The organism is Streptomyces sp. NPDC001851 (assembly GCF_040297165.1).
Classification (GTDB): domain Bacteria; phylum Actinomycetota; class Actinomycetes; order Streptomycetales; family Streptomycetaceae; genus Streptomyces.
Map to the genome: position 1 here is coordinate 1 of NZ_JBEOYR010000037.1, position 20,897 is coordinate 20,897.

15 protein-coding genes are annotated in these 20,897 nt (G+C 72.6%); 5 read left to right on the forward strand and 10 right to left on the reverse strand.

Annotated features, from left to right (window positions below):
* Window positions 1-98 precede the first annotated feature (98 nt).
* The 9 genes from ABT171_RS37020 to ABT171_RS37060 form a co-directional block, all read right to left on the reverse strand.
* A complete protein-coding gene (locus ABT171_RS37020; RefSeq protein ID WP_351250809.1) occupies window positions 99-506 on the reverse strand; it encodes a RidA family protein in 408 nt (135 codons plus the stop codon).
* Between the two features lie 100 nt (window positions 507-606).
* Window positions 607-2,064: an NAD(P)/FAD-dependent oxidoreductase gene (locus ABT171_RS37025; RefSeq protein WP_351250810.1), complete on the reverse strand. Its 1,458-nt coding sequence runs from the start codon at window positions 2,062-2,064 to the stop codon at window positions 607-609.
* Between the two features lie 123 nt (window positions 2,065-2,187).
* Window positions 2,188-2,937: a methyltransferase gene (locus ABT171_RS37030; RefSeq protein WP_351250811.1), complete on the reverse strand. Its 750-nt coding sequence runs from the start codon at window positions 2,935-2,937 to the stop codon at window positions 2,188-2,190.
* 92 nt (window positions 2,938-3,029) lie between these two features.
* A complete protein-coding gene (locus ABT171_RS37035; protein ID WP_351250812.1) occupies window positions 3,030-4,256 on the reverse strand; it encodes a Cmx/CmrA family chloramphenicol efflux MFS transporter in 1,227 nt (408 codons plus the stop codon).
* 289 nt (window positions 4,257-4,545) lie between these two features.
* Window positions 4,546-5,016 (reverse strand): group II truncated hemoglobin, encoded by a 471-nt coding sequence (locus tag ABT171_RS37040; protein WP_351250813.1) that lies wholly within the window; start codon window positions 5,014-5,016, stop codon window positions 4,546-4,548.
* 54 nt (window positions 5,017-5,070) lie between these two features.
* A complete protein-coding gene (locus tag ABT171_RS37045; protein ID WP_351250814.1) occupies window positions 5,071-5,898 on the reverse strand; it encodes an AfsR/SARP family transcriptional regulator in 828 nt (275 codons plus the stop codon).
* Window positions 5,899-6,270: 372 nt separating this feature from the next.
* Entirely contained in the window at window positions 6,271-7,158 is an 888-nt protein-coding gene (locus ABT171_RS37050) for a methyltransferase (protein ID WP_351250815.1), read from the reverse strand.
* A gap of 89 nt (window positions 7,159-7,247) precedes the next feature.
* Window positions 7,248-7,994: a thioesterase II family protein gene (locus ABT171_RS37055; protein ID WP_351250816.1), complete on the reverse strand. Its 747-nt coding sequence runs from the start codon at window positions 7,992-7,994 to the stop codon at window positions 7,248-7,250.
* Window positions 7,994-8,485, reverse strand: coding sequence for a condensation domain-containing protein (locus ABT171_RS37060; protein WP_351250817.1), 492 nt, complete (start codon window positions 8,483-8,485; stop codon window positions 7,994-7,996). The genes ABT171_RS37055 and ABT171_RS37060 overlap by 1 nt, the downstream gene beginning before the upstream one ends.
* Window positions 8,486-8,965: 480 nt before the next feature.
* Between ABT171_RS37060 and ABT171_RS37065 the strand changes: the two genes are divergently transcribed.
* Window positions 8,966-11,809 (forward strand): helix-turn-helix transcriptional regulator, encoded by a 2,844-nt coding sequence (locus ABT171_RS37065; RefSeq protein ID WP_351250818.1) that lies wholly within the window; start codon window positions 8,966-8,968, stop codon window positions 11,807-11,809.
* Here ABT171_RS37065 and ABT171_RS37070 read toward each other — a convergent pair.
* A complete protein-coding gene (locus ABT171_RS37070; protein ID WP_351250819.1) occupies window positions 11,778-12,521 on the reverse strand; it encodes a TetR/AcrR family transcriptional regulator in 744 nt (247 codons plus the stop codon). The two genes, ABT171_RS37065 and ABT171_RS37070, sit on opposite strands and share 32 nt — an antisense overlap.
* Before the next feature lie 406 nt (window positions 12,522-12,927).
* Between ABT171_RS37070 and ABT171_RS37075 the strand changes: the two genes are divergently transcribed.
* Genes ABT171_RS37075 through sbnB form a run of 4 tightly spaced genes read left to right on the forward strand, consistent with a single transcriptional unit; the run spans window position 12,928 to window position 20,895 of the window.
* Window positions 12,928-15,516, forward strand: coding sequence for a Pls/PosA family non-ribosomal peptide synthetase (locus ABT171_RS37075; protein WP_351250820.1), 2,589 nt, complete (start codon window positions 12,928-12,930; stop codon window positions 15,514-15,516).
* Window positions 15,517-15,529: 13 nt separating this feature from the next.
* Entirely contained in the window at window positions 15,530-18,793 is a 3,264-nt protein-coding gene (locus ABT171_RS37080; protein ID WP_351250821.1) for a non-ribosomal peptide synthetase, read from the forward strand.
* Window positions 18,794-18,823: 30 nt separating this feature from the next.
* Window positions 18,824-19,828, forward strand: a complete 1,005-nt coding sequence (locus ABT171_RS37085; protein WP_351250822.1) for a TauD/TfdA family dioxygenase — start codon at window positions 18,824-18,826, stop codon at window positions 19,826-19,828.
* Window positions 19,825-20,895: a 2,3-diaminopropionate biosynthesis protein SbnB gene (gene sbnB / locus ABT171_RS37090; protein WP_351250823.1), complete on the forward strand. Its 1,071-nt coding sequence runs from the start codon at window positions 19,825-19,827 to the stop codon at window positions 20,893-20,895. The genes ABT171_RS37085 and sbnB overlap by 4 nt, the downstream gene beginning before the upstream one ends.
* Window positions 20,896-20,897 lie beyond the last annotated feature (2 nt).

The window sequence follows — 20,897 nt, forward strand, 5'->3', positions numbered from 1 at the left end:
CCCCGCACCCCTTCCGGGGGTGCGGGGCACCGCGCACATCGGCACAACGGGCTCCGCGGGGCGCCGGGCGGCGGTCCCGGCGCCCCGCGGAGCGCTGCTCAGGAGGCGATGGCCGTGGCCTCGACCTCGATGAGGAAGTCGGGCTCGGCGAGGGTGGCGACCCCGACCAGGGTGGTGGGCCGGACGACGTCGACGCCGAGCTTGGCGGCGGCGCGCTTGGCGCCCGCGGTGATCTCCTCCCACTTGGGCAGCGACCAGTCCACGACGTACATGGTCAGGCGGAGCACGTCGTCGAAGGTGGCGCCGGCCGCGGCCAGTCCGGTGGCGATGTTGAGGTAGACCTGCTCGGTCTGGGCCGCGAGGTCGCCCATGCCCACCGGCTCACCGTCGGCGGTGCGCGGCGTCTGGCCGCTGAGGAAGACCACCCGGCTGCCGGTGCCGACGGCCAGCTGCCGCCAGCCGTAGGGCTCGGGAAGGCCGGGCGGGTCGATCGTCTCGACTGCCATTGCACTGTCCTTTCTCGACGGGCGGTACGGGCAGGTGGCGAACCGAGGCCGGCCCGTACGGCGGTTCAGGGGTTGCGTCAGGGAGCTCGCCCGCTGCGGGTCAGCTGTACTCGCGGCAGGTGGCGTAGTACTTCCGGAGGACGCTGACCAGCTCCGGTTCGAAGCGGGACGCGAAGAGCAGCTCGGCCGGCGGGGTGAACTCGGGGTCGAGTTCGTTCGCCCAGGCGAGGGTGCCGGGCCGCAGGTCCATCTCGATCCACTGGTGCCACTCGACCGGGATCGTCCAGTCCTGCTCGTAGCCGATGCCCATCTGGTGGTCGATGAGGACGTCCACGATCTCCTCGCGGGTCCCGGTCTGCAGCGGTTGCCGTACGGGGGCGAACCGGGCCAGGTCGGCCTGGGGCTCCTCGCCGAGGATGCGGGCGGCGAAGTCCTGGGCCAGCAGCGGGGAGAGGTGCAGGCCGTCCCGGTAGGTGCCGGTCATGATCCACAGGTTGCGCATACCGCCCTCACCGAGCAGCGGGAAGGCGTCCATGGACACCGGGCGGTTGCCGACCTGGACCTTGGTGACGTCGCTGTTCCACAGGCTGCGGCGGACCTGGCGGTGGGCGCACTGCAGGAGGAAGACCAGGTCGCGCATCTCCGCGGTGTCGCGGGGCTCGACCGAGATGACGTTGGTGGCACCGACGTAGACGTGCCCTTCGCCGCGCGGGACGATGTGCAGGCCGCAGGCGAAGGAGCGGTTCGGGGTGCGGATGACGCTGTCCGGGGTGGTGCCGTCCACGGTCCTGATCAGGGAGGAGACTCCGTAGCCGCTCACCAGGCGGGGGATGCGGGGGCCGACGGGCAGGCTGTCCAGGAGCTCCTGGGTGCGGGCTCCGGCGGCCAGCATGACGTGGCCGGCGGCGATCCGCTCCCCGTCGGAGAGGACGACCCCGGTGACGCGGTCGCCCTGGTACTCGACGCGGGTGGCGAACTCGGGGACGAGGGTGCCCCCGGCCTGTACGACGGCCGCCTCCAGGCGCTCCAGCAGGGCGGCGGCGTTGACCGCGTGCTCGCCGGGTATGTGGAAGGCCTTCAGCGGGCGGGAGATCGGTTCGGCGTCCACCCAGTCGAGGTCGGCGGGCTCGACGTCCTCGAACGGCTCGGAGTAGCGGGTGAGTTCGGCGCGGATGGCGTTGTAGTTGGCGTCGTCGATCTCGGCCGTGCCGATGGTGTTGAGGATGACGGTGGTGCCCTGCGCGGTCTTGACGGGGGCGCCCTCGGTCCGGTCCTCCAGCTCGGCCAGCCACTGCGGCCACAACGCGGCGGCCTGGATGCCGAGTTCCAGCTTGGCCCGGCCGTGTTCGCTGGCCAGCAGGGAGGTGGTGACCTCGCCGAAGCAGCCGAGCATGGCGCCGGCCGCGGTGGAGCCGGCCCAGGGGCGGTGCGGCCGGCCGAGCACGGCGACCCGCTGTCCGCGCCGGGCGAGGACCCAGGCGAGCGACAGCCCGAGGACTCCGTTGCCGGCGATGACCACGTCGAAGCTGTTGCCGTCTGCCTTTCCGATGGCGTTCATCACATTCCAATCTTCCAGGGCGCTGGCGTATCGCCCGGATCGAGTAAAAGCGAATCGATTCCGTCGGATCTGATGGTTCGGGGGGCGTCGCGCCGGGTTTCCTTCCAGGCCGGGCCCTACGGGTCAGCGGCGCAGGAACTCGTACATCGTGAAGTCCATGTCCACGGTTCCGCGCTCGTTGGTGTGGGCCTCCACCACCGGGGACTCGGGGAAATCCGCCGCCCGGAGTTCGACGGTCTCGCTGCGGTACCGGTGGCCCTCGAAACCGGCGTCGGCGGCGGCCCGCAGCATTTTCCGTGGATTTCCCATCGCCTCGCTGGTGCCGAGATACACCCGCCCCTCGGCCGAGAGGTGGGGCACCGCGTCCCGGAAGAACCGGCGCACCAGTGCGTAGCCGGGATCGAAGACCGCCCGCTCGATCCCGCCGCCGTAGGGGCGGTCCTCGGGCGCCTCGATGAACGGGGTGTTCCAGAAGACGAGGTCCAGCACCTCGGCCGGGTCCAGGGCGTCGAACAGGTCGCTGTGCAGGGCCGTCACCCGGTCGGACACGCCGTGCCGGGCGGCGTTGCGGCGGGTGTTCTCCACGGCCGCCGGGTTGACGTCCAGCGCCAGCACCCGCTCGGCGCCCTGCTGTGCGGCGAGCACCGCGGAGAGCCCGGCGCCGCAGCCCATCTCCAGGAACCGGCTGCCCTTCTCGTACGGCACCCAGGAGGCGAACAGACCGGGTCCCGGGTCCGTGAACGGGGGGAACACCTCGGGCAGCAGCTCCCATTCCCGGTCGAGCAGCGAGAACGTCGTGTGCGTCGGGCGGTCCGGGCTCTGGATCTGCGACACGACCCAGTTACCGAGTTCGTAGCCGAGCTTGTTGTCCATTCGATCCTCCTTGGGAAGAGCCGTGGAGCAGCTCGCTCCGGGACGTGCTCCACGGCTCTCGACGGTGGAATGTGCGCAACGGCGGCAGCGGATCAGTCGTCGCCGGACGGGGAGTTCCCGGCCCGGCCACGGGCTATCGCCCGGTCGATCAGGACGACCGGGACGGTGAGGACGGCCAGGCCGGCACCGAGCCAGGGAATCGAGGTCAGACCGGCACCGGCGCCGAGGGCCACTCCGGCGAGGACGGGCACCAGGCTGATGCCGAGCTGGAACATGGAGACGGCGGTGGCACCGGCGAGGGTGGGCGCCCCGGCCGCGACGGTGAACACCCGCCCGTAGACGGCCGGGTTGAGCACGAATCCCGCGACGCCGAGGATCAGCACCAGCGGGATGACGGCCACCGCGTGGTGGGCGAGCAGCGCGAGCAGCACGGACGCGACCAGGATTCCGGCCGCTCCGGTCAGCAGCGCGTGATGGGGGCGCCCGTCGGAGATCCGGCCGCCGATGGACAGCCCGACGAAGGCGCCGATGCCGAACAGGACCAGGATCGCGGGCACCCACACCGCGCGGACGCCGGTGATGTCGGTGAGGAAGGCCGCGAGGTAGTTGTACGAGATCATGTAGGCGGCGGTGCTCAGCAGGGTCGCGGCGTACACCACCCACAGCTGCGGCTGCTTCATCGTGCGCAGCTCCCGCCGCACACTGGGCTCCTGCGCGGCCCGGGTGGCGGGCACGGCGACGACCGTGGACAGCGCACCGACGGCGGTGAGGGCGACGACCGCCCAGAAGCCGCCCTGCCAGGAGGTGAAGTGGCTCAGCAGCGCGCCGGCCGGGCCGCCGGCCACCATGGCGACGCTGAGGCCGCTGACCACCACGCCCGAGGCGCGGGCGGTGCGGTCGGGTGTGACGAGGCTGATCGCGGTGACCGCGGCGACCGCCCAGAACCCGGCGTAGGCGAGGCCGCACAGGAAGCGGGTGACCAGCAGCACCGCGAAGTTGTCGGTGACCAGGCCGATCGCCACGCAGACGGCGAAGAGGCCCTGCGAGACCACCAGGGTGGTGCGGCGCGGCCAGCGCAGGGTCAGGACGGCCAGCGGCGGACCGCCGATCACCACGCCGACCGCGAACGCCGAGATCAGCGCGCCCGCCTCGGACAGGGAGATCCCCAGGTCGTCGGCGATGTCCGGCAGGACGCCGGCGAGCAGGAACTCGGCGCTGCCCATCGCGAACAGGCTGAACGCGAGCAGGTAGACCCCGAGCGGCAGCCGGTCGGTGGTCTTGCGGGCAACTGCCTGGAGCTGTTCGGTCTGGGCGCTCATCGGCGGCCACCTCCGGACTGCTCGGGACCGGTCTGCGCGGTATCGCGGCGCGCCGGCCCGGGAGTGGTCATACGCATGGGCGAACTCCTTGTTCGGGTTGTTCGGGCGGGCGGATCGGGGCGGGTGGCGCGGCGGCCTGCCGGGCGGGGGGAGTCGCGGCCACGCGCTGGGCGGTGCCTCGGCGATCCGCGTATCCGTGGTGATCACCAGTGGTGCCCATGCTGGGACCGGGCGTGGCGGACGGACAACATTTGTTGCCGATACCGGGACGTCCAGGGGCGGCCGTCGGTCAGTCGTCGCCGGGCACGGCCTCGCCCCAGCCCCACTCCTTGATGGTCGTGCGGCGGGTGGGCCCGGCGCCCGGCTGGGAGTTGGCCATGGCGCGGCGCGAGCCGAACTCGATGTAGCCGATGAACGCCGAGCGGAACTCCGCGTCCTGCGGGAGTCCCACCACGTCCATGGCCTGGCGCATCAGCTCCACCCAGCGTTCCCGCTGCTCGGGCCGGATGGCCCGGTTGCGGTGCCGGGAGAGCATGTGCCGGTAGCCGCCGTGGTGCCGGGTGTAGTCGTCCGGGCCGCCGAGCACCTCGCCGAGGAAGGTGGCGACGTGCTGGGGGTGGTCGTCCGACATCCCGGCGAAGAGCGGGGCGAGCAGGTCGTCCTCGCGGACGCGGGAGTAGAACTCCTCGGTCAGCCGGCTCAGCGCCTCGGCGCCGCCGGCCCACTCGTAGAGGGTGGGGATCTGGTCCTGGTCCGTCACGGTGTCACCTTTCGCTGGGACGGGTGCCGGGGTGCGGTGGGGGTGTCGTGGTGGTCAGGCCGCGTACAGGTCGAAGGTCGGCGTGGGCCTGCCGCCCTGGGTGAGGACGTCCAGCCGGGGATCGACCGCGAGCATCGCCTGGTGCAGCCGCTGGAGCTGCGGCGAGGGCTCCAGGCCCAGTTCGCCGACCAGCCTCTGGCGCAGGGCGCGGTACAGCTCCAGCGCCGAGGCCTGCCGCCCCGAGCGGTAGAACGCGACCATGGCCTGCGCGTGCAGCCGCTCGTTGGCGGGATGACGCGCTGTCAGTTCGGTGAGTTCCGGGAGGAGTTCGCCGTGGCGGCCGAGGCGCAGCTCGGCGTCGACGCGCCGCTCGGTGGCGAGCAGCCGGCACTCCTCCAGGCGGGCCGCCTGGACGCGCAGCGGCTTCCCGGTGGGCACGTCGACCAGGACCGGCCCCCGCCACAGCGCCAGCGCGTCGCGCAGCAGCCGGGCGGCCCGCTCGCCGTCGCCGTCGGCGAAGGCCGCGTGGCCGGCCTGCGCCGCCCGCTGGAACGCGAAGGCGTCGACGTCGTCCTCCGCGGTCCGCAGCAGATAGCCCCCGTGCCCGGTGGCCAGCAGCCGGCGGGCGCGGTGCGGGCCGTCCGGACCGCCGAGGGCGGCGGCCAGGGCGCGGCGCAGCCGCAGGACGTACGTCTGGACGGTGGTGTGCGCGGTGCGCGGCGGCCGGGGCCCCCATACCTCCTCGATCAGGGTGGTCACCGGCACGAGCCGCCCCGGGTGCAGGGCGAGGAGCGCCAGGATCTGCCGTTCCTTTCCCGCCGTCGGGGTGACCGGAACTCCGCTGACCGCTGCGTGCAGGGGGCCCAGAACCTGAATCTCCACGAGACCTCCGTAACTCACCGTGAAGCGTCCGGTTTCAGCAATTCCTCGTGGCGGTGGCCACGGGAGGAACGTAGGAGTGCGGGGGTGGGCGCCTCAATACGGTGGCACCGTAGGGCTGACCGAAGAATCTGGGCCGTAGCGCACGCCGGCATACCGGTGCGCCCCCGGGGGCGGGCGGGCCGTCCGGGGGTTCCGGAAAAGTGGCGGGAAGGGCGTACGGGGGTGTTCCCGGAATCCGGGTATGCCGCAGGGCGCGTTCTCCGCGGTGCGGAAAGGAAAAGAGAACGCGCTCTTCGGTGAATGCGGCGCACGGTGAATGGCGCCTGCCGGTCCGGGCGGCCCGCGGTCAGGGGGCGCGGCCCCGCGGGTCGCTCAGGCGCGGCCCGTGCACAGGCGGGCGGTGTGCACCGTGACCGCCGTGAGGTAGAAGGCGTCGGGCCGCCACAGGATGCCGGTGCAGGCGTCGCCGTCCACGAGCTGCTCCACGGTCAGCCGGTCGGCGAGGTCGAGCCGGTCACCGATCTCGGCGAGCAGCCGGGTCAGCCGGGTGTGCAGGTACAGGCGCGCGGACGGGCCCAGCGGGGCGGGGAGGTCGATCAGGAAGGTGCGGGTGCCGGCCGGGACGAGCCCGGCCGCGGCCAGCAGGCGCGACCAGTCCTCGACCACGGAGGTGGCACCGAGCAGCCGGGCCCGCCGGTCGGCGAACCGGTCCTCCAGCGCCGCGTCCAGCCTGGCCTGCAGACCGGGCCGTCCGATGCCTATGTCGCGGGGCAGGAAGCGGGGCGGGAGACCGCGTTCGCAGACGGCGAGCAGGCCGCCGGGGCGCAGGGCGGACGCCAGGCTCGTCAGGGCTGCCTGCTGGTCGCCCAGGTGACGGCAGACGTTGCCGGTCCAGATCAGGTCGGCCGGGCCCAGTTCGCCGAACTCCTCGGGCCGTTCGGCCGGCAGCGTGGTGAGCCGACCGGTCAGCCCGAGTTCCGCGGCCCTGATCCTGGCCCGGGCCAGCTGCGACGGGGACCGGTCCACGGCGACGACCTCCGCCCGCGGGAAGGCGCGGGCCAGCTCGCAGGAGGCCGCTCCCGGCCCGCTGCCCACGTCCAGCACCCGGCGGACCGCCGCCGCCACCCCTTCCTCGGGCCCGAGCAGGCCCCGCAGCCAGCGGGCCGCGTCCGCCAGGAGACCGGAGTGCAGTTCCGCCTCCAGTTCCGGCTCGGTGCCGAGGGCGTCGCCGTCGACGTCCTCGGTGTGGTGTGTGGTCATACGGTCACCTCCGGTGGCCAGCATGAGCATGCCGTGACCGCCGGGCAATTCCTGTTGCCGTTTCCGGAATGGTGACAGGCGCCGGCCGGTCAATAGGCCGCGGCCGAGGCCGCCATGGCACGGCGCGCCGCCTGCGGGCGGATCAGGTCCCGGCCGAAGGTGTCCAGGAGTTCCCAGCCGGCCGTGAGCGGGAAGTAGTGGCCGCCGGGGAACGTTTCCGTGCGCAGCGGACGCCGGGTGCACCGGCGCCATCCGGCGAGGTCGGCGGCGGTGACGCTGCGGTCGTCCCGCCCGGTCATGACGGTGACGGGGCAGTGCACGACATGGCGTGGATCGCGCCGGTACGTCTCCAGGACGGTGCGGTCCGCGCGCAGCGCGGTGAGCACCCGGGCCGCCCGCCGGGGGTCCCGGGCGCCCGGGGGGATCCGGCCGTGCTCGCCGAGCCGGCGCAGCATCTCGGTGTCCGGCAGTCCGCCGACCGCCCGATCGGGTGCCGGGCGGTGCGGCAGGCCGGCGCCGGAGACGTAGAGCCGTTCGGCCACGGCGTCGTGCTCCCACTCCAGCCGGGCGGCGATCTCGTACGCGACGAGGGCGCCGAAGCCGTGTCCGTACAGCGCGAACGGCCGGTCGCACATGCGGGCCACGTACGGCATGACGTCGGCGAGCAGCGGCTCCATCCGGGAGTGGAGGCGGGTTCGGGGATGGCGCCCGCGTCCGGGCAGTTCGACAGGGGTGACGACCACCGAGGGGCCGAGTGCCTCGCACCAGGGCAGATAGACGCCCGCCGAGACGCCCTCGAACGGCAGGCAGAACAGGCGCACCGAGGAGTCGCTCATCAGCCGCTCACCGGCTCGGCGAGACGGGCACCGGGGCGCTGCGGGGTGCCGGCCGCGAGCCGGGTCCGCGCTCGCCCCGGGGTGCCGCCGCGCAGCAGCACGCCGTACGCGTCGGCGGCCTCCTCCAGCAGGCGCAGTCCGGTCCCGCGGTCCAGCAGCCCGCGGGCATACCGCCAGGCGAAGGTCCAGGTCCGGTCGGTGCGCCGGATGAGGGTGGCGCGCATCGACGGCCCCCCGTCGCAGCCGAGTCCGGCGGCGGCCTCCCGGGCCAGCCGTTCGGCGAGCCGCACGTCCTGCACGGCTGTGCGGGTGGCCCGCCAGTCCACGACCTGCAGCGGGAACCGGGACTCGGGCAGGGCCTCGCGCAGCACGGGCGAGCCCTCCAGCACGGACTGCCAGGCCTGCTCGTAGACGTACGGCAGGATACCGGCCAGGGACAACACGAACTGCTCGGCACGACCGCCGCCGAGCTCCTGACTGATCACGGACACGGGGGGACCGCTCCTTCCACCAGATTCCGCCAACACGACGGGGGAATGGGCCGGGATACGCGGTGGCCGCGTTCCGTGTACAGGCCACCGGTCACCGGCTCTGAGCCGTGCCGACCGTATCCGTGCGGTACCCGCGGAGATCAATACGGTGGGACCGAAGCACTGGCCGAAGAAACACGCTCCGGAACCGACGGGTCGAACAAGCTGTACAAATTCAACGGGTTCTCGTGCTAGCGTCGGGCGCATCGGACGTGTACGCCGTTCACCGGTGTCCAGGGGGAGCAATGGGGGAGATCTCGCACGCGCTTCCCGTGCCCCCTGGCGAAATCTTTTCCACGGTGCCGGCGCCGGTCCCGCCATGACCGGAAGACGGGCTTGACGGCGCCGGTTTGGCGTGTTCAAAGATTCTGGCTTTCTGGGCCTCATCCGAATTCCTTGTCACCCAGGTCGTTCACTGTTCAGGCAGGAGGTGTGGGGCCGGTGCCCCGGGAACTGTTCGGCAGGAGCGAAGAAGCGAAGATCATCAGCGAGTTGCTCGACGCCACCAGAGCCGGCACGGGAGCGGTCGCACTGGTGGAGGGCATCATCGGGACCGGCAAGACGACACTCCTGCGCTGGGCCGAGGCGAGCGCCCGCGAGCAGGGGATGGCCGTGCTGTCGGCGACCGCGTCCCCGACCGAGCAGCGCTTTCCTTTCGGGGTCGTGCACCAGCTCCTCGGGACGCTGCCCGAAGCGGCACACGTGTGGGAGCGGGCTTTCGCGCTGTGCGGCGCGTCCGACGGCGCCACGGACCCGGCCGCCCCCGACTACCCGCTCCTCGCGGAGCTGTGCGCGTGTCTGGGCCGGGCGGCCGGGCGCACCGCGATCCTGCTGACGGTCGACTGCGTCCAGCACGCCGACCGTCAGTCCCTGCTGTGGCTCGGCTTTCTGACCCGCCGTCTGGAGAACCTCCCGGTGGTCCTGCTCGCCACCAAGCGCTGCGGGGAACCGGCGTCCGACCAGCATCTGCTGGTCGAGTTCCTGGAGGGCGTCCGCCCCGACCGCCACATCCATCTGCACGACCTGAGCCCGAGTGCCGCCTTCGACCTCGCCGCCGCGCTCTGCGGCCACGGCCAGGAGTCCGTGGACGCCCTGATCGCGGAGAGCGGGGGCAACCCGTATCTCCTGACCGAGCAGATACGGACCGTGCCCGCGGTCCGCACCGCCCCGCCCTGCACCACCGGGGACGAGCACCCCGCGGGCCACGGACCGGCGGACCCGCCGGAGGAACGGACCCGGCTCCAGGCGGTCAAGGAGCGCATCCTGTGCCTGCTCCGGCGGCTCGACCCGCACGGCGTACAGGTCGCCCGGGCGGCCAGCGTCCTGGGCGCCCCGCTGGACGCCGCCCTGCTCGCCGCCCTGTGCGGCATCCCCACGGAGCACGCCTGCCGATGTCTGGGCCGGCTCACCGAGTCGGGGCTGCTGCGGCCCCACGACCTGAGATTCCGCCACCCGCTGCTGGCCGAACTCCTCTACCAGGACATCCCGTGCGCCGAGCGCGCCGAGCTGCACCGGCTCGCCGCGCACTGCCTCCGGCTGCGCGGCGCCCCCTGCGAGGACATCGCCACCCATCTCCTGCGCTCGCACCGCCTGGACGAACCGTGGATGACCCGGCTGCTGCTGGACATCGCCCACGGCATGGCCGGGCCCGATCCGGCGGGCGCCCGCCGGCTGATCGAGAAGGCCGTCCTGCACGGCCTGCCTCCGGAACTGGCCGCGCGCGCCGAGGACCTGCGCATCCAGGTGCTCACCCGCCTCGACCTGCCCGCGGCCGCCGGCGCCCTGACCGCGCACACCGCCGTCGCCTCCGGGCCCGCCGAGCGGAGCCGCCAGGCGCTGCGGCTGGCCGACATCCTGCTGCGCCTCGACGAACTCCCGCGTGCCCGCCGGGTGCTGGAGGAGGCGCAACGGGAGGTCGGGGCCCTTGACCCCGCGGCCGCCGCGCGGCTGCGCCAGGGGCTCACCCACATCCGGCTCCACGAGGGCAGCTACCGGCCCGGGGACGGGGACGAGGACCGGCTGGAGCGGGTGCTGCTGCTCCGTACCGCCCGCGGCGACTCCGCGCCCGCGGTACGGCGGATCGCCCACCGCATCCTGTCCGTGCCCCGTGCCCCGTACGGCTCACCCACCTGGTACCACGCGCTGCTCGCCCTGCTGTGGGCGGGCGATGTGGACGACGCCCAGCAGCGCATGGACACCGAGGTGCGGCTCGCGCGCGCCGAGGGCAATGTGGCCCGGACCGCCGAGGCGCTCGCCGTGCGCGGCCTGGTCCAGCTCCACCGTGGTCTGCTGACGGAGGCCGGGGACGACGCCGGGGAGGCGCTGGAACTGCTCTCCCGGATCGGTGCCGACACCCACCACACCGGGGCGCTCGCCCGCAGTGTGCTCATCGACGTGGCCCTGGAGAAGGACGACATCGCCGGTGCCGGCGCCCTCCTCGACGAAGGTCCGCCGCTGCCCGGTGACCAGCCCGTCACCTGGTGGCGGCTGCACCTCCTGCACAGCGCCGGGCGGGCGCTGGGGCGGCTCGGCGAGACCCGGCGCGGGCTCGCCCTGATCGCCCACTGCGCGGCGGAGCTGGAACGCCGGGGGGTGGTCAACCCGGCGATCCTGCCCTGGCGTTCCACCCGGGCCGCGCTCCAGCTGGCCCTCAGCGACGTGGCCGGTGCCCGCCGTATCGCCCAGGAGGAGACGGAACTGGCCCGCCGCTGGGGCGTGCCCTTCGCCCTGGGCCGGGCCCTGGTCGCCCAGGCCGCGGCCGGCTCGGGACACGAGGCGCTCCAGCTCGCCGGCCAGGCCGTGGAACTCCTCGAACCCGCCCCGGCGCCCCTGCTGTTCGCGCACGCCCTCTACGCGGCGGGCACCGCCCACCGGCGCATCGGCAAGACCGGACGCGCCCGCGAACTGCTGCACCGCGCCAACGAGGTCGGCATCTCGCTGGGTGCCGGCGGCCTGGTGGCGGCGGTGCAGCAGGAGTTGCGGGGCGCGGGCGGCCGGCCGGACCCGCGCAAGGACTCCACGGAATCGCTGCTGACGCCCACCGAGCGACAGGTCTCCGAGCTGGCCTCACGCGGGCTGAGCAACCGCAGCATCGCGCAGCAGCTGAAGGTGACCCTGCGCAACGTCGAGTCCCATCTCACCCACTCCTACCGGAAGTTGCGCATCAGCGGACGGCACGAACTGGCCAAGTTCTTTCCCCCCGAGGAGGGGCCTGCCCCAGCTCCGGTGCTGATCCACCCGCACCGGGCCGCGCTCACCCCGCTGACGCAGCTGCGGACGGGCTGACGCGCGGTGCGGCGCCGGCGGCCGGGGCGCGGCGCGCGGCGCCCAGCTCCGCGAACGCCCCGTCGAGCAGGGCCCGCAGCCCGGCCGTGAACCGTTCCTGATCGCTCATCCCTCGGATGAGCGGGGCGACCCGGCGCACGGTCGGGTACTCCTCGTCCCCGCCCTCACCTGGCGCCGTGGCCGCTCCGTACGGTGTCCCGGACCGCTCGGCGACCAGATGCCCCACCAGGTACTGCCAGATGGCGACGTGCAGGCGCGCTGCCTGCGCGTCGCTCATCCCGCCCCGGACCAGGGTCTCCAGGATGAACTCGGAGAGCCGCAGGGAGGTGGCGTCCAGCAGTTCCCCGTCGAGCATGCCGGTGGCGATCCACCCGTGCTCCTCCAGCACGCGGTGCGCGCTCTGCGCCGCCTCCAGCACGACCGCGCGGGGGTCGTCCCCGGCGTCCGGGATGACGATCCGGCGGGTCACCTCGTCGAGCAGCAGGGACATCAGTTCCCGCTTGTTGCTGACGTGCCGGTAGACGGCGGCCGGGGCCTTGCCCAGTTCGACGGCCAGCTTGCGCATACTGATCCCGGCCGCGCCCTCGCGCTCCAGCAGCCGCAGCCCCGCCGCCACGATGTGCGGCCGGGTCAGCGGCTCGGACGCCCGGGCTCCGGCGGTACCGCCATGGTCCACCTGACTCCCGTTCCCCACTCCGACAGCGGTGTTCACCAGTCGTCCTCCTCCGAGCCGCCATCGTCTCGCACTCCCCCACCCTGCGACACGGGAACGGGCGCCCTGCAACATGACTGTCGTAAACACGCCAGGGTCCGGCCACCCCCGCCCGCATCCCCCATGGTGTGCGCGGCGCGGACCGCGGCACGGGAGCGGCTCGCCGCCTGAGGCCCACCCTGGGACCGAGGGATGCGCGCGGCGGCGAGGACCGCCGTTCGGGTGATTCCCCGTGTGCCCCATTCGTGTGCGGCACCAAGGAATACGGACCCCCCGGGCATTCTGCGCGCGGTGGGCGGCCGAGCAGAAGTGGCAGCCTCCCGTCCGCCTGGCCAGACTTGATCTGCCGGTTCATGACCAGAAAAGAACCAGCCACTGGCGTTTCACACGTTCTCCGGGAGATCGCATGGTGGAGCAGTCCTCCGAGGTCCATATAGCGGAGACCGAGCGCAGGCTCGCGGAGGCACTGGCCGACGTCACGGGCGCCGAGCGGGTCCCCGTCGACAGCCACTTCTTCACCGACCTCGGCGCCAATTCCCTGGTCATGGCCCAGTTCTGCGCGCGCATTCGGAAAAGAGCGGATCTGCCGTCCCCGTCCATGAAGGACATCTACCGGCATCCGACCATCCGCAGCCTGACGGCGGCCCTCGGGGAAGCCGTTCCCGCGGCGCCCGCCGAAGCGGCGACCGTCGGAGCCGCACCCGTCCAGGCGGCGACCGCACCGGCGGCCCCAGCGACCGTGCCCTCCCCGGGGCGCAAGGCGCCGCCCGCTCTGACGGAGCGCGGAAAGCGGCTGGTTCATTTCCTCTGCGGCACCGTCCAGTTGCTGGCCTTTCTCGGCTACTCCCTCGTCTCCGGGTTCGCCACCGCCGCGGGATACGAGTGGATCGCCACCGGTTCGGGGCTGGCCGACGTCTATCTGCGGTCGTTCCTCTTCGGAGGCATCGGGTTCCTCGTTCTGTGCGCGTTCCCCATCGTCGCGAAATGGCTTCTCGTGGGCCGCTGGAAACCGGATGAGTTCTCCGTCTGGGGCCTGACGTATCTGCGTTTCTGGCTCGTCAAGGTACTGCTCCACGCGAACCCGATGGTCTTCCTCGCCGGAACCCCGCTGTACGTGCTGTATCTGCGGGCCCTCGGCGCGCGGATCGGCAAGGGCGTCACGATCCTCTCCCACTCCGTCCCGGTCTGCACCGATCTGCTGACCATCGGCGCCGGCACGGTGATCCGCAAGGACTCCTTCCTCCTCGGCTACCGGGCCCACGCGGGGCGCGTCCAGACCGGCCGGATCACGCTCGGCCGGGACGTGTACATCGGTGAGAAGACCGTCCTGGACATCGACACCGCGATGGGCGACGGCGCACAGCTCGGTCACGCCTCCGCCCTGCACCGCGGCCAGGCGGTACCCGACGGTGAGCACTGGCACGGCTCGCCCGCGGAGCCCACGCGGACCGACTACGTGCGGGTCGCGCCGGCCCGCTGCGGGACCGCCCGCCGGGCCTGGTTCGGCCTAGGGACGCTGCTGCAGCTGTTCCTCGTGTACATACCGCTGACCGTCGGCGGGGTGTACATGCTGTTCACCGAGGTACCGGCGATCGGCAACCGCCTCGATCCGCAGACGGCCCCGCTGAAGCGGTCGGAGCTGATCCCGGACGCGCTGGAGCTCTCGCTCGTGCTGTTCTGCGGCTTCGTCGTCCTGGGACTGGCGGCCCTGTGCACCGTTCCCCGGCTGCTGGCGCTGGTCGTCAAGCCGGACCGGGTCTATCCCCTGTACGGATTCCACTACGCGGTCCACCGGGCGACGGCCCGCATGACGAACATCAGGTTCTTCGCCTGGCTGTTCGGCGACAGCTCCTACATCGTCCCCTATCTCCAGGGGATCGGATACGACCTGTCGCGGGTCGAGCAGACCGGGTCGAACTTCGGCACCGAAGTGCAGCACGAGACCCCGTTCCTGGTCTCGGTGGGCAGCGGAACGATGGTGGCCGACGGGCTGTCCGTCCTCAACGCCGACTATTCCAGTACGTCCTTCCGGCTGGCCCGCGCGTCGATCGGGCCGCGCAACTTCCTCGGCAACAACATCGCCTATCCCGCGGGCGGCAGAACGGGCGCCAACTGCCTGCTCGCGACGAAGGTGATGGTCCCCCTCGACGGCGAGGTCCGGGAGAACGTGGGGCTCCTGGGCTCGCCCTGCTTCGAGATACCCCGGTCGGTGGAACGGGACGCGCGGTTCGACGACCTGCGGACCGGCGACGCACTGCGCCGCAGCCTCGCCGCGAAGAACCGCTACAACCTGCGCTCGATGGCCGTGATGCTGGGCGTGCGGTGGCTGCACACCTTCGCCCTCACCCTGTTCGGGCTCGTGTCCGTGGATCTGTACGGAGCGCTCGGACACGTGGTGATCGCCGGATACCTGGCCGTCACGCTCGCGTTCAGCACCCTCTACTTCGTCCTGGTGGAGCGGTGCATCGCGGTGTTCCGTGGGTTGCGGCCCCGGTTGTGCTCCATCTACGACCCGTACTTCTGGTGGCACGAGCGCCTGTGGAAGGTACCGGACCACTACCTCAACATTTTCAACGGCACGCCCTTCAAGGCCCTGGTCTGGCGGCTGCTGGGCGTGCGCATCGGCCGCAGGGTGTTCGACGACGGCTGCTACCTGACCGAGCGGACCCTCACCACCATCGGCGACGAGTGCACCCTCAACGCCGGCAGCAAGATCCAGTGCCATTCGCAGGAGGACGGCACCTTCAAGTCCGACCGCTCCACGCTCGGCGCCCGCTGCACGCTGGGCGTCGGCGCCCATGTGCACTACGGCGTGACCATGGGCGACGGTGCGGTGCTGGCACCCGATTCCTTCCTCATGAAGGGCGAGGAAGTCCCCCCGGACGCCCAGTGGGGCGGCAACCCCGCCGTGGACATGCCGCAGGCCCGCAGCCTGCCCCGCGGCACCGGCCAAGCCACGTCGACAGCCAACGCCTCCGCGGCGACCGCGAGTTGAGGAAGGACGTGCGATGGGAACGCGCGTGCAGACGGACCGGCCGGACCGGGAGTTCTGGAGCCGTGTGCTGACCGCCGGCGGTACCACCGCCGTGCCCCGCTGGACACGGCAGCGGGTCGCCGGAACGGCCGAGCAGGAGACGGCCGTCCCCGACGACCTGGCGGACGCGGTGCGCGCACTGGTACGGCGGTCGGGCGTGCCGATCAGCGCGCTGCTGCTGGCGGCGCACGCCAAGGTGCTGGCCGCGCTGTCCGGCGAGCAGGAGGTGGTGACGGGGTACACCGCCGGAGTGCACGGCGAGCCGCTGCCCTGCCGCCTGACCGTCGCCCCCGGGTCCTGGCGGGACCTGGTGGCGGCCACCGAACACACCGAGGCGGAGCTGCTGGCGGCCCGGGAGTTCCCGGTGGCCGAGCTGCGCCGCGAGCTGGGGCTGACGGAGCCGTCGTACGAGGTCGTGTTCGGGCCGATGGGGGACGACGAGGCCCATGTCGACGACGGTGTGCTGCAGGTGCGCTGGTCGGACCGGGGCGGACGGCTGATGCTGCGCCTGAGGCACCGCACGGACGTGCTGGACGCCACGGCCGCGGCGCGGATCGCCGGCTACCACCTGGCGGCGCTGCGGTCGATGGCGGCGGACGTGCACGCCGACCACACACGGCAGAGCCTGCTGTCCGCGGACGAGGTGCACGAGCAGCTGGAAGGCCTGGCCGGTCCCCGCCGGCCGCTGCCGGACGCGCGGGCCCACGAGCTCTTCGAGGAACGCGTACGGGCCCATCCCCAGGCGGTGGCGGCCGTGCACGGCGGGCGGGAGTGGACGTACGGAGAACTCAACCGGCGCGCGAACAGGCTGGCGCGGGCGCTGCTGGCACGGGGGCTGGGCGCGGAGGACGTGGTCTCCGTCGTCACCGAACGCAACCTCGACTGGCTGGCGGCGACGCTGGCGGTCTTCAAGGCGGGCGGCACCTACCTGCCGGTCGAGCCGCACTTCCCGGCCGGCCGGATCACGGCAACGTTGTCGCGCGCGGGGTGCCGGCTGGTCCTGACCGAATCCGGCAGCACCCGCACCCTCGACCAGGCGCTGGCCGCCCTGCCCGGATGCGGGAAGCTGCTGATCGACGCGGCGTACGCGGAACCGCACGAGGACGGCGACCTCGGCCTCCCGATCGACGCCGGCCGGCTGGCCTACATCTACTTCACCTCCGGCTCCACCGGCGAGCCGAAGGGGGCGATGTGCGAGCACGCGGGGCTGCTCAACCATCTCCACGCCAAGATCGACGACCTGGGTATCGGCGAGGGCAGTGTCGTGGCGCAGACGGCGCCGCAGTGCTTCGACATCTCCCTGTGGCAGCTGATCTCGGCCCTGCTGGTCGGCGGCCGGACCCTGCTGGTCGAGCAGGACGTGATCACGGACGTGGAGCGGTTCGTCGACACCCTGGAGCGCGGCCGGGTCGGCGTGGCGCAGGTCGTGCCCTCCTACCTGGAGGTCGTCGTCTCGTACCTGGAGCGGCACCCCCGGGCGCTGCCGGACCTGCGGTGTGTGTCGGTGACCGGGGAGGCGCTGAAGCGGGAGCTGGTGCAGCGCTGGTTCGCGGTCCAGCCGGGGATCAGGCTGCTCAACGCCTATGGGCTGACCGAGACTTCGGACGACACCAACCACGAGGTCCTGGACGCCGTACCGGACCGGGTGCTGCTGGGGCGTCCGGTGGGCAACGTGCGCGTCTACGTCGTGGACGAGCAGCTGTCCCTGGTGCCGCTGGGCGCCCCGGGGCTGATCGCGTTCTCCGGTGTCTGTGTGGGCCGGGGGTACGTCAACGATCCCGAGCGGACCCGTGAGGCGTACCGGGCGGACCCGTACCGGCCCGGTGAGCGGCTCTACCTGGGCGGTGACTGGGGGCGCTGGCACCCCGGCGGCAAGCTGGAGTTCCTCGGCCGGCGGGACAACCAGGTGAAGATCCGGGGCTTCCGCATCGAGATCGGCGAGATCGAGAACTGTCTGCTGCGGGTGGACGGTGTCCGGGACGGCGCGGTGGTCGTCGCCGAGCGGGCCGGCGGGAGCAAGCAGCTCATCGCCTTCTACACCGGCGCGCGGCAGCGGCCGGAGGTGCTGCGCGAGGCACTCGGCGCGGCGCTGCCCGCCTACATGGTCCCCTCGGCCTTCCACTGGCGGGACGGCCTTCCGCTGACCGCCAACGGCAAGACCGACCGCAAGGCCCTGACCGGGCTGGCGGAACGGACGGCGCCGGCCCCCGAAGCGGACGCGGCGGGAGAGGACGTGCTCAGCCCGGCCGAGCGGAGACTCGCGGCGGCCTGGGCCGAACTGCTGGGGGTACCCGAGCGGCAGATCTGCCGCACGGACCACTTCTTCGACTCCGGCGGCACCTCCCTGACCGCGGTCAAGCTGAGCATCGCCCTGGACCGCGCGGTGTCCCTGAAGGACATCACCCGGCACCCCGTGCTCGCCGACCTGGCGGCCCTCCTCGACGGCACGTCCCACCGGCGAACGGAGCTGCTGCAGCCGCTGACGGCAGCGGGCGGTACGCCGGAGTGCGTCCTGGTGTGCTTCCCCTACGCGGGCGGCAACGCGGTCAACTACCAGCCGCTGGCGAGCGCGTTGGCGGGCAGCGGGATCGCGGTCCTCGCGGTCGAGCCGCCCGGTCACCAGCTGTCCGCGCACCCCGAGCCGTTCGCGACGATCGAGCAGGTGGCCGAGCAGGTCGCCGCCGAGATCACGGCGCGCGGCCCGGCCCGGGTCATGCTGTGGGGCCACTCCTCGGGCACCGCGCCGGCCGTCGAGACGGCCAGGAGGCTGCAGGAGCGCGGTGTCCGGGTGACGCGGGTGTTCCTCGGTGCGCACCTGCTCGGGACCGCCGACGAGCGGAACGCCGCCATCGCCGAACTGGCGGGCCGGAGCGACGCCGAGGTCGCGGCGCGGCTGACCGCGGACGGCGGCTACGCCGAACTCGCGGAGCTGAACGAGCAGCACGCCCGGCACATCGGGGCCGCCTACCGGCACGACTGCGTGTCCGCGCACACCTATTTCCGCGCCGCTCTGGAAAGCCCGCCGCCGGTGCGGCTGACCGCTCCCGTCCTGGCGGTCGTCGCCGCCGACGACCCGTACACGCGGGGTTACGCCCAGCGCCACCGTGACTGGCTGCTGCTGGCCGAACACGTCGATCTGTACGAACTGGCCGAAGGCGGCCACTACTTCCTCCGTGCCCGTCCGGCCGAGGCGGCGCAGGCCGTCCTGAGCGCCGTCGTCCCCCTCGCCTCCTCCTGAACCCAGGCGGCCGACCGAAAGGAAACCGAGATGCCGTCCTCATCCCTGGCATCCCCGCTCGATGCGGAGCTGCGGCCGGACCGGCCCGCGCTGCTGCGCGTCGACGTCCCGGGCGATGCCCCGAGCTGGGCAGCCGAGCACCGCCAGGCGCTGCGTGCGCAGGTCACCGAGCACGGGGCGCTGGTCGTCCGCGGCCTCGGGCTGCGGGACACGGACACCGTCGGCGCCGTCTTCGCGTCCCTGGCCGGTGACCTGATCACGGAGCGGGAGGCGTTCGCCCCGCGTGCGGCGCACGGGCCGGGGCTGTACTCCTCGACCCCCTGGCCGGACAACCAGCCGATGTGCATGCACCACGAGCTCAGTTACCGGCTCCAGGTGCCCGGCTTGATGCTGTTCGCGTGTCTGACCGCGCCCGAGCAGGGCGGGGCGACCGGGGTCGCCGACGCCGAACAGGTCCTCGCGGCGCTGCCCACCGGTCTGACCGAACGGTTCGAGCGGGAGGGCTGGCTGCTGACCCGCTCCTACAACGACGAGATCGGGGCGTCGCTCGCCGAGTCGTTCGGCACCACCGACCGCGCCGGGATCGAGCGCTACTGCCGTGCCAACGGCATCGACTTCACCTGGCTGGCCGACGGGTCGCTGCACACCGAGCAGCGCCGCGCCGCCGTCGTACGGCACCCGGTCACCGGCCGGCGCTGCTGGTTCAACCAGATCGCCTTCCTCAACGAGTGGACGCTGGCCCCGGAGGTGCGCGAGTACCTGGTGGACGTCTACGGCCCGGACGGTCTGCCGTTCAACACCCGCTACGGCGACGGCAGTCCGATCGGCGAGGACGTGGTCGAGCTGCTGAACGGCACCTACGAGGCGCACACCCGGCGCGAGCCCTGGCAGGCCGGTGATCTGCTGCTCGTGGACAACATCCGCACCGCGCACAGCCGGGAGCCCTTCAGCGGAGAGCGGCAGGTCCTGGTGGGCATGGCCGAGCCCCTTCGCCTGGCCGACGGCTGCCCGACCCCGGAGGCGAGTGAACGATGACCGATGTACTGTCGAGCACCGCCCGGCGGTCCGTGCCCGGCCGGCCTTCGGTGCCGTCCTTCGCGGTGATCTCCGGTGAGCAGGTGCAGGGCGCGCTGAGCGGGCGCGAGAAGGAGCTCGTGGAGCTGGTCGGGACCGCCTACCGGCTGCACGGCGCCGGGGACTCGGTGAATCCGCCGTCGTACTTCCTGCGGTTCCCCGACCGCCCCACCGCGCGGATCATCGCGCTGCCGGCGTCCATCGGCGGGCCGGTCCGGGTGGACGGCCTGAAGTGGATCTCCAGCTTTCCGGAGAACGTGAACGCCGGGCTGCCGCGGGCCTCCGCGGTACTGATCCTCAACGACCACGACACGGGCTACCCGTTCGCCTGTCTGGAGAGCTCGATCATCAGCGCCACCCGTACGGCGGCGTCCGCGGCGCTGGCGGCCGACTGGCTCAGCCGCGGCCGGCCCCGCCCGGCCCGGGTCGGCTTCTTCGGCACCGGCCTGATCGCCCGTTACATCCACACCTTCCTGGCCGGCACGGGCTGGGACTTCGAGACGGTCGGCGTGCACGACGTGTCCCGCGACAGCGCCGACGGCTTCCGCGGCTACCTGCGGCAGACCGGCACCGGTGCGCGGATCACCGTCCACGACCGCGCCGAGGACCTGGTCCGCGCCAGCGACCTCGTGGTGTTCGCCACCGTCGCGGGCGAGCCGCATGTCACCGACCCGGCCTGGTTCACGCACAACCCGCTGGTCCTGCACGTGTCCCTGCGCGACCTCGCCCCCGAGATCCTGCTCGGCTCGGCCAACTTCGTGGACGACGTCGAGCACTGCCTGAAGGCCGACACGTCCCCCCACCTGGTCGAACAGCGGACCGGCAACCGGGACTTCCTGAACGGAACCCTCAACGACGTGATGCTCGGACGGGCCGCACCGCCGACCGACCGGCCGGTGGTCTTCTCGCCCTTCGGGCTCGGCGTCCTCGACCTCGTCGTCGGCAAGTACGTCTACGACGAGGTAGCCCGGGCGGGAAACCTCCGCCTCATCGACGACTTCTTCCACGACCTGCGCCGATACGGCTGAGG

What these genes read in the sequence shown, in the direction of transcription:
- ABT171_RS37020 (WP_351250809.1), bottom strand. Translation starts at nt 506, where the DNA reads ATGGCAGTCGAGACGATCGACCCGCCCGGCCTTCCCGAGCCCTACGGC.
- ABT171_RS37025 (WP_351250810.1), bottom strand. Translation starts at nt 2,064, where the DNA reads ATGAACGCCATCGGAAAGGCAGACGGCAACAGCTTCGACGTGGTCATC.
- ABT171_RS37030 (WP_351250811.1), bottom strand. Translation starts at nt 2,937, where the DNA reads ATGGACAACAAGCTCGGCTACGAACTCGGTAACTGGGTCGTGTCGCAG.
- ABT171_RS37035 (WP_351250812.1), bottom strand. Translation starts at nt 4,256, where the DNA reads ATGAGCGCCCAGACCGAACAGCTCCAGGCAGTTGCCCGCAAGACCACC.
- ABT171_RS37050 (WP_351250815.1), bottom strand. Translation starts at nt 7,158, where the DNA reads ATGACCACACACCACACCGAGGACGTCGACGGCGACGCCCTCGGCACC.
- ABT171_RS37055 (WP_351250816.1), bottom strand. Translation starts at nt 7,994, where the DNA reads ATGAGCGACTCCTCGGTGCGCCTGTTCTGCCTGCCGTTCGAGGGCGTC.
- ABT171_RS37075 (WP_351250820.1), top strand. Translation starts at nt 12,928, where the DNA reads ATGGTGGAGCAGTCCTCCGAGGTCCATATAGCGGAGACCGAGCGCAGG.
- ABT171_RS37080 (WP_351250821.1), top strand. Translation starts at nt 15,530, where the DNA reads ATGGGAACGCGCGTGCAGACGGACCGGCCGGACCGGGAGTTCTGGAGC.
- ABT171_RS37085 (WP_351250822.1), top strand. Translation starts at nt 18,824, where the DNA reads ATGCCGTCCTCATCCCTGGCATCCCCGCTCGATGCGGAGCTGCGGCCG.
- sbnB (WP_351250823.1), top strand. Translation starts at nt 19,825, where the DNA reads ATGACCGATGTACTGTCGAGCACCGCCCGGCGGTCCGTGCCCGGCCGG.